Annotated in this window: 9 protein-coding genes; 4 read left to right on the plus strand and 5 right to left on the minus strand. The window is 62.9% G+C overall.

All coding sequences use genetic code 11. From position 1 onward, the window contains the following. Positions 1–168: 168 nt before the first annotated feature. Genes ABM562_RS12235 through ABM562_RS12255 form a run of 5 tightly spaced genes read right to left on the minus strand, consistent with a single transcriptional unit; the run spans position 169 to position 8,464 of the window. On the minus strand, positions 169–1,572 hold the full coding sequence (locus ABM562_RS12235; protein WP_460422109.1) for an ATP-binding protein: 1,404 nt from the start codon (positions 1,570–1,572) through the stop codon (positions 169–171). Continuing rightward, the gene (locus ABM562_RS12240; RefSeq protein ID WP_460422111.1) at positions 1,569–3,377 is read right to left on the minus strand and encodes a DAHL domain-containing protein; all 1,809 of its coding nucleotides are present in this window, start codon (positions 3,375–3,377) and stop codon (positions 1,569–1,571) included. The genes ABM562_RS12235 and ABM562_RS12240 overlap by 4 nt, the downstream gene beginning before the upstream one ends. After that, positions 3,374–4,333 carry a cytochrome-c peroxidase gene (locus ABM562_RS12245; RefSeq protein ID WP_346616980.1) on the minus strand — a complete coding sequence of 320 codons (960 nt, stop codon included), beginning with the start codon at positions 4,331–4,333 and terminating at the stop codon, positions 3,374–3,376. The genes ABM562_RS12240 and ABM562_RS12245 overlap by 4 nt, the downstream gene beginning before the upstream one ends. Before the next feature lie 10 nt (positions 4,334–4,343). After that, positions 4,344–6,218, minus strand: a complete 1,875-nt coding sequence (locus ABM562_RS12250; protein WP_460422113.1) for a putative bifunctional diguanylate cyclase/phosphodiesterase — start codon at positions 6,216–6,218, stop codon at positions 4,344–4,346. Further along, positions 6,215–8,464, minus strand: coding sequence for a GGDEF/EAL domain-containing response regulator (locus tag ABM562_RS12255; protein ID WP_460422115.1), 2,250 nt, complete (start codon positions 8,462–8,464; stop codon positions 6,215–6,217). The genes ABM562_RS12250 and ABM562_RS12255 overlap by 4 nt, the downstream gene beginning before the upstream one ends. 210 nt (positions 8,465–8,674) lie before the next feature. On the opposite strand from ABM562_RS12255, the gene ABM562_RS12260 reads away from it, so the two are divergent. The 4 genes from ABM562_RS12260 (at position 8,675) to ABM562_RS12275 (ending at position 12,890) form a co-directional block, all read left to right on the plus strand. Beyond that, positions 8,675–10,027, plus strand: a complete 1,353-nt coding sequence (locus ABM562_RS12260) for an HD domain-containing phosphohydrolase (protein WP_460422116.1) — start codon at positions 8,675–8,677, stop codon at positions 10,025–10,027. A 134-nt stretch (positions 10,028–10,161) separates the two neighbouring features. Then, positions 10,162–11,073 carry an aldo/keto reductase gene (locus ABM562_RS12265; protein ID WP_460422117.1) on the plus strand — a complete coding sequence of 304 codons (912 nt, stop codon included), beginning with the start codon at positions 10,162–10,164 and terminating at the stop codon, positions 11,071–11,073. 4 nt (positions 11,074–11,077) lie between these two features. Further along, a complete protein-coding gene (locus tag ABM562_RS12270) occupies positions 11,078–12,349 on the plus strand; it encodes an NTP/NDP exchange transporter (RefSeq protein ID WP_460422119.1) in 1,272 nt (423 codons plus the stop codon). 91 nt (positions 12,350–12,440) lie between these two features. Then, positions 12,441–12,890 carry a YMGG-like glycine zipper-containing protein gene (locus tag ABM562_RS12275; protein WP_258579245.1) on the plus strand — a complete coding sequence of 150 codons (450 nt, stop codon included), beginning with the start codon at positions 12,441–12,443 and terminating at the stop codon, positions 12,888–12,890. The last annotated feature ends 47 nt before the right edge of the window (positions 12,891–12,937 follow it).

Consider the following 12,937-nt stretch of genomic DNA (forward strand, 5'->3'; position numbering starts at 1 on the left):
CACTGTGGGAGCTGGCTTGCCAGCGATGAGGCCGGTACAGCCAGCACATCAGGTGTCGCCTGGATTACGACCGCTTCGCGCTCGATCGCTGGCAAGGCCAGCTCCCACAGGATTGGCGCTATATCTGTAGGAGCGGGCTTGCCCCGCGATGAGGCCATTGCTGCAGCGCTAGGCCGCCCGCGCCTGACGTATTGGCAGTTCGATCCTGAATGTAGTGCCGGCACCGAGCTCGCTGTGCACGCGGATTTCCCCTCGATGGCGCTTGATGATCCCGTACGACAACGACAATCCCAGCCCCGTACCCTGGCCAACCGGCTTGGTGGTGTAGAAGGGGTCGAAGATCTTTTGCAGGCTGTCGGCGGCTATGCCCGAGCCATTGTCGGCCACTTCAATCCATACCTGCTCGCCCTCGCAGCCGGTACGCAGGGTGATGGTGCCGCGCTCCGGGCCAATGGCCTGGGCGGCATTGACCACCAGGTTCATGATCACCTGGTTGATCTGCGAGGGCAGGCATTCGACCTCGGGCAACGGCGCATAGTCCTTGAGCACATCGGCCTTGTACTTGAGTTCGCTGGCAACGATGTTCAGGGTCGACTCGATACCCTGCTGCAGATTGGCCCACTGCCAGTCCTGGCTGGAGTCCACCCGGGAGAAGTCCTTGAGGTCCTTGACGATCTGGCCAACGCGGCTGATGCCGTCCTTGGACTCGCGGATCAGCTGGGGAATGTCCTCGAGGATGTAGTCAAGTTCGATCTCGGTGCGCAGTTTCGCCAGGCTTGCACTCAGCGCTGTCGGGTCGATGGCCGTCTCGGCGTCGCGGTAGGCCTTGAGCATGTCCTGCAAGCGGCTGAAATAGTCGTCCAGCGCCCCCAGGTTGGATGATACGAAGCCAATCGGGTTGTTGACCTCGTGGGCGACGCCTGCCGCCAACTGGCCCAGGGACGCAAGTTTCTCCGATTGCACCAGTTGGCTTTCCAGCAGCTTGCGCTCGTCGATCTCCCGTTGCAGCGCGGCGCTGGCCTGGGTCAATGCCAGGGTGCGCTGCTCGACCCGCTGTTCCAGTTGGTTCATCTGCAACTGGGCACGGGCGGTCATTTCCCACTTGGTGGTGAGGGTGTTGGCCATCTGCAGGACTTCGATGTTGTCGAACGGTTTTTTCAGGATCAGCAGGCGGTCATGGCCGTTCAGGCGGTCGAGCAGCTCGTCCCAGGAGTAGTCCGAATAGGCCGTGCACACCACCACCTGCAGCAACGGGTCGTGTTGCCACAGTGCTTCAATGGTCTGCGCGCCATCCCAGCCATCGGGCATGCGCATGTCGACGAAGGCCAGGGCGTAGGGGCGCTGGCGGCTCGCTGCATCGATCAGTTTGCCCAGGCCTTCCTGGCCACCGTAGGCCGAATCGAGTTCGAACACGGTGGCGACGGCCTTGGGTGCTTCGCCGAACAGGGCGTTTTCCAGGGCATCGAGATCGGGGTTGGAGGCGCATTCCGGGGCCAGGATCTTGCGAAAATCGTCATGGATCGCCGGCGTGTCGTCGATCAGCAGGATGCGCCGGTTGCAGGGCTCGGTCATGATTCACCTTCGGCGATTATCAACGGGATTTGCAGGACGAAGCGGGCACCCTTGCCCGGCCCGTCGCTGTAGGCCGCCAGGTGGCCGTTCATTTCCACCGCGGCCAGGGCGCAGCTGTGCAGGCCGAAACCATGGCCTTCCTTGCGGGTGGTAAAGCCGTGGGCAAAGATCCGCGTCATGTTTTCCGGGGCAATGCCTTCGCCTTCGTCGGTGACGCTGATCAGCAGGGTGTCGTCGAGCCGGTTGACCCCCAGGGTCATGTTGCGGGCGTGATTGCACACGTCCGACATGGCGTATTTGGCGTTGCTGATCAGGTTGATCAGAATCAGCAGCAGGCGGTGTTTATCGCCCATGATCCGCGGTACTTCGTCGTACTCCTTGAGCACCGTAACGTGGTGGCGGGTGAGGGCGCCGGCGTTCATGCGCAGGGCATCTTCGAGCAGCGTGCTGACCACCAGCGGCTCCAGCAACGTGCTGGCCCCGGCATAGGATTGCTGGGTGGCGACGATGTCCTTGATGTGATCGACGCTCTTGCTCAACTGGGTCAGCTCATCGGCCATTTCCTTCTGCTCCAGGCTGATCGCCTCGACCAGCTGGTTGAGGTAACCAGGGAGCATTTTGCCTTTGGCGTCTTCGCTCAGGTAACGCCCCAGGTCGTCGGGGTGCTCATTGATCAGCTGCATGGCCTTGCCCAGGCCGAGGGCCTTGCTGTTGCGCAGCTTGCGGGTCACCAGGTCGGCGGAAATGTTCACGCTATTGAGCACGTTGCCGACATTATGCAGAACGTTGGTGGCGATTTCCGCCATGCCGGCCTGGCGCGCGGTGTCGAGCAGTTCGCTCTGGGTGTCCTTGAGCTGGCGGGTGCGCTCCTCGACCCGTTGCTCGAGCTCGTCGTTGGCACTGACCAGCGCGCGGTTGACCCGGTTGATCTCGCCAAAGCTGCGCATCAGGCGTATGCCCATGTAGATCAACAGCAGGACCAGCAGGGTGGAGAACACCAGCAGGTAGAAATGGTACTGCTGGTCGACCAGGGTGGCGGCACGCTCGTCGCGATCGAGCATCAACGTGATGTCGTCCAGGCGTTCGGCCACCGGCACTGCCTCGATCTGTTCAAGCAGTTGGTTGACCTTGGGTTGCTCGCGCAGGATCAAGGCAATGTGGTTGCTGAGGATATCGATGGGGGCGTGGAACTCGACGGGCAGGCGCTCTTTGTTGATGGCCAGCTTGTTCAACCCGACCAGTATGTCGGCGGCCTTGTCATCGGTGGTCATCTGGGCGAACTCGAGGCTGCTGAGCATCAGGTCGTAGGTGTCGGTGGCGATGTTGTGCAGGCGCAGTTTGTCGGCATCTGCAAGCTGCCCTAGCTGGGCCTGGATACCATCTTCGGCGGTCGGTAAAAAGGCCAGGGAATTGCGCAGCACGGCGTTATGCGACTTGAACTGTTCCACCAGCCGCGACTTCTGCGCCAGGGCGCCCTGGTAATCGGCGTAGGCCGTGCGCCAGGCGGGTGTATCGCTGTGGCCATGCAGGGCCTCTGTGGTTTCGAACGCCTGCCACAGGCGCGTCATCTCCACCAGCGGCGACACCAGCGGGTCATAGTTGTAGCTGATGGTGATGCGCGCCTTGAGGATCTCGTTTTCCCATTGCGAGTCGTATTGCTTGATCTGCCGGACCAGGTCGCGGGCCCGGGCGTAGGTTTCGGTTTCATCGGCCTTGGACATGATGTACAGGTACACCAGAACCGAGGCCAACAGCGCCGCACTGGCGCCCAACAGGAACAGACCGTGCCGGTGGGTCAGTCTCATAGCGGTTTGCCCTCCCATTCACCGGTCAGGGTCTTGAGGAACTGGACGATCAGCGCCTGGTCCTCGGCGCTTGGCGTGCGCCCGAGCTGATAGCGGAACATGACCTCGACCGCCGCTTCCAGGGTCGCTGCCGAGCCGTCATGAAAGTACGGTGCGGTGACCGCGACATTGCGCAGGCTGGGCACTTTGAACACATGCCGGTCGTCCTCGTCACCGGTGACGTTGTAGCGCCCCAGGTCTGCCTCGCTCGGGTTGCCGCGGTCTTTGAAGTAGTCACCCAGCACACCGAATTTCTGGAACATGTTGCCGCCGATGTTCACCCCCTGGTGACAGGCGATGCAGCCATACTCCTGAAAGCGCTGATAGCCGTATTTTTCTTCGGTTGTGAGGACCTCGGTGTTGCCTTGCAGGTAACGGTCGAAGCGCGAGCCGGGGGTGAGCAAGGTGCGCTGGAAGGTGGCCAGGGCATTCTGGATGCTGTGCTCGCTCACGCCTTCGCTGTAGGCCTGGGCAAAGCCGCTGCGGTACTGCGGGTCGGCGGCAATGCGTTGCACCACTACCGTCCAGTCGCTGCCCATTTCCGTCGGACTTTGCACCACCAGGTGCGCTTGCTGCTCCAGGGTTTGCGCGCGGCCATCCCAGAACTGGCGAAAATTCAGGCTAGCGTTGAATACACTGGGGGTATTGACCGGCAAGGGCTTGGCATCGACGCCGAGCGAGCGCGGCAAACGGTCGGCACCGCCATGGTCGAGTTGATGGCAACTGGCGCAGGACAGGCTGTTGTTGCTCGACAGACGTGGATCGTTGAACAGCTTGCGGCCAAGTTCGACCCGCTCGGCAGCCAGTACCGGTAGGGCCGGCAGCGGCATGAGCGGCCCGCCAACGCTTTGTGCCAGGGCCACGGCGCTGGCGCCAAGGGTTGCTGCAACTACCAGCAAGGGGAGGGGTTGTGCCATCCATGCGCTCTCAATCGTGGGGTGCGATGCGTTGTGGGTAGGTGTGCAGCAGCCGGGCGAACGCTGCAGGGTCTAGCGGTTTGCTGAAGTAGTAGCCCTGGCCTTGCTCACAGTCCTGGGCCTTGAGGAAGCTCAGTTGCTCGGCGGTTTCAACCCCCTCGGCGATAATGTTCAGGTTCAGGCTCTTGCCCAGGCTGATGATGCTGCTGACCAGCCGGGCATCGTTGTTGTCGCTGCCCATCTCGCGGACAAAAGACTTGTCGATCTTCAACACATCGACGGGGAATTTCTGCAGATAGCTGAGGCTCGAATACCCGGTGCCGAAGTCATCGATGGCCAGGCGCACACCCAGTTGCTTGATCGCCTGCAGGGTGACGACCGTGGCGTCGACGTTGTGCATCAGCACGCTTTCGGTGATTTCCAGTTCGAGCAGCGACGGGTCAAGGCCGGTGTCATTGAGCACGCCGGCCAGGTTGTCGACAAAGCCGCGCTGGCGAAAGTCCATGGCCGAGACATTCACCGAAACGCGCAATGGCGCCATTCCTTGCGTTTGCCACGCGCGTGCCTGGCCACAGGCCTGGCGTAGTACCCACTGGCTGAGGGCGATAATCAGGCCGCTGTCCTCGGCCACCGGAATGAAATCGGCGGGGTACACCCAGCCGTGGTCGGGACGCTGCCAGCGCACCAGCGCCTCGGCACCGACGATGGTGCCGTGGCGCAAGTCCACCTTGGGCTGATAGTGCAGGACAAACTCGTCACGCTTGAGGGCCAGGCGCAGGCCGCTTTCCATAGACTGCTGGCGGCGCGCGCGCAGGTTCATGTCGTCGATGAAAAAGTTGAAATCGTTGGGGCCGCTGTCCTTGACATTGCGCATCGCGGTCTCGGCCTTCTTGATCAGCCACACCGGGTCGCTACCGTCATCGGGGTAAAGGCTGATACCCATGCTCGCGGTCACCGTCAGGTCATGGCCCGCCAGGGCATGCGGCATGCTGATCGAGGCCAGGAGCTTTTCGGCGACGCCCTGGGTTTGCTGCGGATGGACAATGTCGCAGAGGATCACCACGAACTCATCGGCGCCGTAGCGGAACACCGAGTCCGACTCGCGTACGCTGCTGGTCAGCCGTGCTGCGACCTGTTTGAGCACTTCGTCACCGACCGGATGGCCAAGGGCATTGTTGATGCGCTTGAAGCGGTCCAGGCCGAGGAACATCACCGCGGCCTTGCGCTCGTGACGACGCGCATGCAACAGATGCTGGGTCAGGCGGTCACCGAGCAGTGTGCTGTTGGGCAAACCGGTAAGGGCGTCGTAGTGCAGCAGTCGGGACACCTGCAGCAGCTCCTGCACCCGCTCCTCGACGGTGCGTTGCAGATCATGCAGCTTGCGCGTGGCGTCCTGGGCCAGTTGCCACTTCCAGCTCAGGGCATTGGCCATCTGGCGGATTTCCAGACTGTCGAAGGGCTTTTTCAGGATCAGCAACTGGTCGCCGAACTCGATGTGCTCGGCCAGTTCGTCCCAGGAGTAGTCCGAGAACGCCGTGCACAGGGCAATTTGCAGGTGCGGGTCGGCCTTCCACAATGCCTTGACGGTTTCCAGGCCATCCCAGCCAGGCGGCATGCGCATGTCGGTGAATGCCATGGCGTAGGGACGGCCTTGCGCACGTGCGCGGGTGACCAGCTCCAGCGCGTCTTCACCCCGGTAGGCGGAATCGAGTTCGAACTGCAGGCGTCGCCTGGCGGATGAGCCGAACAGCAGCGCCTCGGTAGCTTCCAGCGACTCCCGGCCCAGCGGCTCGGGGCTGAGGATCTTGCGAAAATCCTGATGGATTGCCGGGGTGTCGTCGATGATCAGGATTCGCCGGTTGGCGGGTTGGCTGAGCGGGTTCATCGCCTCACCTGCGGCAGTGGCATGCTGTCGAGCTTCAGCAGTTCCAGCGCCTGGGCGCTGTCCAGCGAGCGGCTGAAGGCATGGCTGATCGGCTGGGCAGCGTCGCTTCCGAGGAGGTCATGTGGCTGCGACAGTTCATGCCGGTCGGCGATGATGCCGATACCGACGTCACGGGCAAAGTTGATGATGGCGCGCAAGGTCTGCGCGCAATCGGGGTCGTTGCTGGCGCAGTCGAGTAGTTGCGGGGCCAGTTTGAGATGGTTGACCCGGTAGGTCTTGAGGTAGTCGAACGAGGAATACTCGCTGCCGAAATTGTCGATGGCGATCTTCACCCCCAATTGGCACAGCCGGGGAAGGATATCGTTGTGGGTCCACTTGGTTTGCGCCAGGGTCGCTTCGGTGACGTCGAAGCGCAATTCCCAGGGGCAGATGTTCCAGCGGGCGGTGGTGCGCAACACGTCGTAGATCAGGTCCGCGCCCGACTTGAGCTGGGTCAGTGAAACCTCCATGGCGATCAACGGTGGCGCGATGCCCTGGTCATGCCACTGGCGCATCTGCCGACACGCCTGGTCCAGCAGCCAATGGCCAAGGGCGATGCTGACACCGGTTTTTTCCGCCGCCGGCATGAACACCTCGGGTGCCAGCCAGCCGCGCTCGGGGTGCAGCCAGCGCACCCGGGCCGCCATGCCGAGCACCTTGCCACTCCCCAGGTCGATCTCCGGCAGGAACTGCAACTGCAGCTCGTCGTGCTCCAGCGCGTGCTTGAGGTCGTTGGCCAGGGTTACCCGCTCGCCGACTTCGCGGGTGATCTCCTCGCTATGGAACTGGAACTGGTTGCGGCCTTTTTCCTTGGCCCGGTACAAGGCCATGTCCGATTGTGCCAGCAAGCCATCGGCGCTCAGGCACTGGGGGGTGTACAGGCTGATGCCGATGCTCGACGACAGGCGCACGGCATTGTTGTCCAGGTAGTAGGGCTGGGCCAGGGCATCGCAGACCTTGCTGGCCAGGGCGGCACAGCGGGTCGGCTCGTCGACGTCCAGTTGCAGAATGGCAAACTCGTCGCCACCCAGGCGGGCAACCACGTCGTTCTCGCGGGTGCAGGCGCTGAGCCGTCGTGCCACCTCCTGCAACAGCAAGTCACCGACCGGATGGCCGAGGGTGTCATTGACCCGTTTGAAATGATCCAGGTCCAGGTAGAACATCGCAAATGGCGTTGCACCGCGCCGGGCGGCGGCAAACGCCTGGTGCAGGCGCTCGATCAGCATGGCCCGGTTGGCAAGGCCGGTGAGGCCATCGGTACGTGCCATCAGGGCGAATTTCTCTTCGGCCAGGCGGCGCTCGGTAATGTCGAGGATGATGCCTTCGATTTCCACCAGCTGGCCCTGGGCGTTGCGTACCGGGATATAGCGGTTCTCGACCCAGCGCAGGGTGTCATCGGCGGTGCGCAGGCGGAACTCGATGGAGGCTGCGGCGGCATCACGGTCCAGTACCCGCGCCATGGCCTCGTCGAGTTTGCCCAGGTCATCGGCATGCACCAGGGTGCTGGCCCAATCCGCAGCACCGACCAGCCGGGCTGCCGAGTGACCGAACTTGGTGATGTTGTGCGAGATGTACATCAGGGCAAAGGGCGGCTCGCCCCTTAGCCGGTAGAGAATGGTCGGGCTGTTCTGCACGATGATATTGGCATCGGCCAGCTCGCGGGTGCGCGCTTCGACCGCCTGCTCCAGGCGTTCGGCCTTGAGTGCGGCCTGTTCGGTCATCTGCCATTTGACCGTCAGGGCATTGGCCATTTGCCGGATCTCGATGGCATCGAAAGGCTTTTTCAGGATCAGCAGGCGGTCACCCAGGTCAAGCTGGCCGGCGATGTCTTCCCATGAATAGTCGGAATAGGCGGTGCAGAGCGCAATCTGCAATTTGGGATCGACCTGCCAGAGCCGTGCGATGGTCTGCAGGCCGTCCCAGCCGGGCGGCATGCGCATATCGATGAACGCCATGGCATAGGGCGCCTGGGCATTCAGGGCCGCCTCGACCTTGGCCAGCGCCTGCTCGCCCTGGAAGGCTGAATCGAGGTCGAAGTGCTGGGCTGGCGCCGTCGGCGGGGCGCCGAACAGCGCGTGCTCGGTTTCCCCCAGCGCGTCGTGGGTGCAGGAGCCGGCGTCGAGGATCTTGCGAAAGTCCTCATGAATTGACGGCGTATCGTCGACGATCAGAATCCGGCGATTGATGTCGGTCGGTGGCGGGCTCATCGCAACGCTCCGATGGCGCGCGCAACCGGCAAGTGGACGTGCATCGGGCAACCCTCCCTGGTAGCAATGCTCATGGAACACCTTCAGGGTCAGCATAGTCAGGCAAATGCCCATGCGCGAACCCGGGCACAAAGGTCGACCGTTTCGGCAAATGTCATCTAGCCTGTGTTCAGGAGCTGGTGCGCAGGCCCAAGGTGCAGGGAGGGGACCATGGAAGAACCCGTAGCGGATAAACCCGTCGTGTTGCTGGTCGACGACGAAACCTCGATTCTCAACAGCTTGCGCCGCCTGCTGCGCAGCCAGCCTTACGAGGTGTTGCTGGCTGAAAGCGGCGCCCGGGCCCTGGAAGTGCTTGAACAGCGCCCGGTCAGCCTGGTGATCAGCGATGCGCGCATGCCCAACATGGACGGCGCCACCTTGCTGGCGCACATCCATCAGCGTTTTCCCGCGACCTTGCGCATCCTGCTCACTGGCTATGCCGACATGGACACCATCGCCAAAGCCATCAACGACGGTCAGATCCATCGCTATATCAGCAAACCCTGGAATGACGAAGAATTGCTGGTAACCCTGCGCCAGGCACTGGCCTACCAGCATTCGGAAAGCGAACGGCGGCGCCTGGAACAGCTGGCCCAGACGCAGAACCAGCAACTCAAGGCGCTCAACGCCAGCCTCGAACAGCGCGTTGCGGCGCGTACCGCCGAACTGCAGCAGACCGCCGACATGCTCGACCTAGCCTACGAAGAGCTCAAGCGCAGTTACGTGACCGGCACCGAAGTGTTCTCGCTGCTGGCCAACCTGCGCCTGCCCAAAACCAAGCAGACCAACCGCCAGGTCATCGAACTGATCCGCGTGTGCTGCACCCGCCACCGTCTGGACGAAGGCCGCAGCCGCGACCTGACCATGGCGGCGGCGCTGTACAACATCGGCAAGATGAGCTGGAGCGACAGCATGCTGACGTGCCCGGCGGACCTGCTGCCGCATACCGAGCGCGATCTGTACCGGGCCTATCCGCAGCACAGCGAGTCGCTGGTAATGACCCTGGAGCCGATGAAGGAAGCGGCGCGCATCATCCTTCACCACCAGGAACGCTGGGATGGCAGCGGCTTTCCCGGCCGTCTCAAGGGTGAGGCCATTCCCCAGGATGCGCGCTGGCTGAAACTGGCGGTGGATTTCATCGAGCTGCAACGCGGCTTGATCCTTGAACGGCAAATGAACAGCGATGAAGCGCTGGTGTATATCCGCAGGTACGCCGGCAAGCTATACGACCCGGGGCTGGTGGAGGATTTCGTCAAGGTCTGCGCCGAGTTCCTCAGTGACGTGACCCTGGCCGATCCGACGGTCAAGGTGCTGAGCACCCGCGATCTGGCTGGCGGCATGGTGCTGGCGCGCAATCTCAATGCCGACAACGGCATGCTCCTGCTCAATGCCGGCAAAGTGCTGAGCGCGGCACTGGTGGACAAGCTGATCGCCTTCGAAGAGATGGAGGGCGGCAAGTACAGTATTTTCGTCAAAGCCCCCGAGGAACTGGTATTGCCTGCCGTTGCGCAAACCACGGCTTGATACGGTGGAGTACAAATGTACTCCGTGGCGGTTTTACATGCAGTAACGAATGCCGGTGCACTGCTTTCGGCATGCTTACGCAGGTGGCACTAAGCTTTTAGCCCTTGAGCCCAGGTCTTCTCAGGAGGTGTGCCATGCCTACCCGTCGCCACTTTCTCGCGGCCAGTGCCACCCTGGCCGCAGGGCTGGCTTTCACCCGCGCGGCCTTTGCCCAGCCCCGCACGGGATTGCTGACCCGCAAGATTCCTGCAACGGGCGAGGCGCTGCCGGTAATCGGTGCCGGTACTTCCGGCAGTTTCGAGGTCGAGGCCGGTTCCGCCGAGTACCAACAGCTCAAGGAAGTGCTCAAGGTGTTCTTTAACGGCGGCGGCCGAGTGATCGACACCTCGCCCAACTACGGCAGCGCCGATGCAATGCTTGGCCAGTTGCTGGAGGAGGGTGGCTGGCGGGATAACACCTTCATCGCCACCAAGATCGCTGCTGACAGCCGCGCGGGGGCCGAAGCGCAGTGGGCCGGGTCCCTGCAAAAGCTGCGTACCGACAAGGTCGACCTGCTGCAGATCCACAACCTGCGCGACTGGCGGCACCAATTGCCCTATGCCCGCGAACTCAAGGCCCAGGGCCTGACCCGTTATGTCGGCGTATCCCACTACATTGACAGCGGCCTGGATGAGCTGGAGCAGATCCTGCGCAGTGAAGCCCTGGACTTCATCCAGATCCATTATTCGGTCAATGCTCCCAATGCCGCGCGTACGGTACTGCCTCTGGCCCAGGACAAGGGCGTGGCGGTATTGATCAACCGCGCTTTCGACGACGGCCGGCTATTTGCCAGGGTCAAGGGCCAGGCCTTGCCCGGCTGGGCGACAGAGGCGGGGATCGGCAGCTGGGCGCAGCTGTTTCTCAAGTTCGCCATCAGCCACCCGGCAGTGACCACGGTGATCCCGGCCACCAGCCGCCCGGATCGCCAACTGGATCAGCTCAAGGCCGGCAGCGGGCCGCTGCTCGGGGCCCAGCAACAACAAGAACTGATCAAGCAGTTCGGCTAAGGCCATGAAACGCCTGAGCACCCGGCTGTTTAATGTCAGGCCCGGCGAATCGCCGGCGGTGGTCGCTGGCCTGGCCTTGTTCTTTCTGTTGTTCGCCGGCTACTTCATGTTGCGCCCGGTGCGCGAGACCATGGGCGTGGCCGGTGGCGTCGAGAACCTGCAATGGCTGTTCACCGGCACCTTCATCGTCACCCTGATTGCCTTGCCGTTGTTCGGCTGGCTGGCTTCCAAGGTACAGCGCCGGCGTATCCTGCCCTGGACCTATGCGTTCATGGCCAGCAACCTGCTGCTGTTCGCCGCCTTGTTTGCCGTGCAACCCGACAACCTGTGGGGCGCGCGGGCGTTCTACATCTGGTTGTCGATGTTCAACCTGCTGACCATCTCGCTGGCCTGGAGCGTGCTCGCCGACCTGTTCTCCAGCGAGCAGGCCAAGCGCCTGTTTGGTTTGCTGGCGGCGGGGGCAAGTTTCGGCGGCTTGCTCGGGCCGTTGCTCGGGACCTTGCTGGTGGGGCTGATCGGCCATGCAGGACTGGTGGTGCTGGCCACGGTGTTCCTGCTCGGTAGCGTGGTCGCGGCCATGTACCTGCAGCACTGGCGCGACCTGTATCCGTTACCGGCGCAAACCGAGCACCCCCGTTCGAAACCGTTGGGCGGCAATCCTTTTGCGGGTGCCAGCGAGGTGTTGCGTTCGCCCTACCTGCTGGGCATCGCGGTGTTCGTGGTGTTGCTGGCCAGCGTTAGCACCTTCCTGTACTTCGAGCAGGCGCGGCTGGTGGCCGAGCACTTTACCAGCCGCACCGAACAGACCCAGGTGTTCGGCCTGATCGACAGCGCCGTGCAGGCCCTGGCGATTCTTACCCAGGTGTTCGTCACCGGGCATATTGCGCGCAAGCTCGGGGTCGGGGTGTTGTTGGTGGCGGTGCCATTGGTGATGGTGCTGGGGTTTATCTGGCTGGCCCTGACGCCGCTGTTTGCCGTGTTCGTGCTGGTCATGGTGGTGCGCCGGGTGGGTGAGTACGCGCTGGTGCGGCCGGGGCGCGAAATGCTCTACACCGTGGTGGAGCCGGAGCAGAAGTACAAGGCCAAGAATTTTACCGACACCGTGGTCTATCGCGGCGGCGATGCCGTGAGTGGCTGGCTCAAGCGTGGGCTGGATGTCATGGGCGATCATCCGCAACTGGCGATGTTGATCGGCGCGGGTATTGCCTTGGGCTGGGCGGGGACCGGATGGTGGCTGGGGCGTCAGCAGCGCCGGCGCGAGGATGGGCGCCATTGATGTGCTGGCTGAACCGGCCCCATCGCGGGTCAAGCCCGCTCCCACAAGTTGCCAGCTACACTGTTTCTACTGTCTGATTCCGGAGTCCATCATGAACAGGTTGCCATCCATTGGCCTGTGCCTGGCTTTGTCGGCTGTGTGTGCCCAGGGCTGGGCCGAAACCGTGGTGCCGATGAAGGGCCAGAGCGCCCAGCAGGTACAGACCGATATCAACGATTGCCATAACGTCGCCGCGAGTTCCACGACCAGCCAGCCCCATGTCGGTGGCCGGGTACGCGGCGCGGCCGTGGGCGCTGCCGCCGGAGCTGCAGGCGCTGAGGTGCGGGGTCGCCAGCACGATGAGGTGTACGACCGGGTCGACGACGATGTCAAACAGCAATACCGGCAGAACCGTGCCGGTGAAACCGCTGCTGCCGGTGCGGTGGTCGGCGGCGCCCGGCAGCGTCAGGAACGCCGCGAGGACCGGCGCACCAGCGAGGCAACCAGCGCCTCGGCCTACACCAGTTGCCTGCAGAACAGGGGGTACCAGGTCACGCCATAGGCGCCGTTGATCTGCTAGTCTGCTGGCTTTGATCCGTGTGCAGGCAG

It is taken from the genome of Pseudomonas sp. ZL2 (genome assembly GCF_054788455.1).

Bases quoted from the DNA above. Each gene is read 5' to 3' on its own strand.
- ABM562_RS12270 (WP_460422119.1), top strand. From the start codon at position 11,078: ATGAAACGCCTGAGCACCCGGCTGTTTAATGTCAGGCCCGGCGAATCG.
- ABM562_RS12255 (WP_460422115.1), bottom strand. From the start codon at position 8,464: ATGAGCCCGCCACCGACCGACATCAATCGCCGGATTCTGATCGTCGAC.
- ABM562_RS12245 (WP_346616980.1), bottom strand. From the start codon at position 4,333: ATGGCACAACCCCTCCCCTTGCTGGTAGTTGCAGCAACCCTTGGCGCC.
- ABM562_RS12275 (WP_258579245.1), top strand. From the start codon at position 12,441: ATGAACAGGTTGCCATCCATTGGCCTGTGCCTGGCTTTGTCGGCTGTG.
- ABM562_RS12250 (WP_460422113.1), bottom strand. From the start codon at position 6,218: ATGAACCCGCTCAGCCAACCCGCCAACCGGCGAATCCTGATCATCGAC.
- ABM562_RS12265 (WP_460422117.1), top strand. From the start codon at position 10,162: ATGCCTACCCGTCGCCACTTTCTCGCGGCCAGTGCCACCCTGGCCGCA.
- ABM562_RS12240 (WP_460422111.1), bottom strand. From the start codon at position 3,377: ATGAGACTGACCCACCGGCACGGTCTGTTCCTGTTGGGCGCCAGTGCG.
- ABM562_RS12260 (WP_460422116.1), top strand. From the start codon at position 8,675: ATGGAAGAACCCGTAGCGGATAAACCCGTCGTGTTGCTGGTCGACGAC.
- ABM562_RS12235 (WP_460422109.1), bottom strand. From the start codon at position 1,572: ATGACCGAGCCCTGCAACCGGCGCATCCTGCTGATCGACGACACGCCG.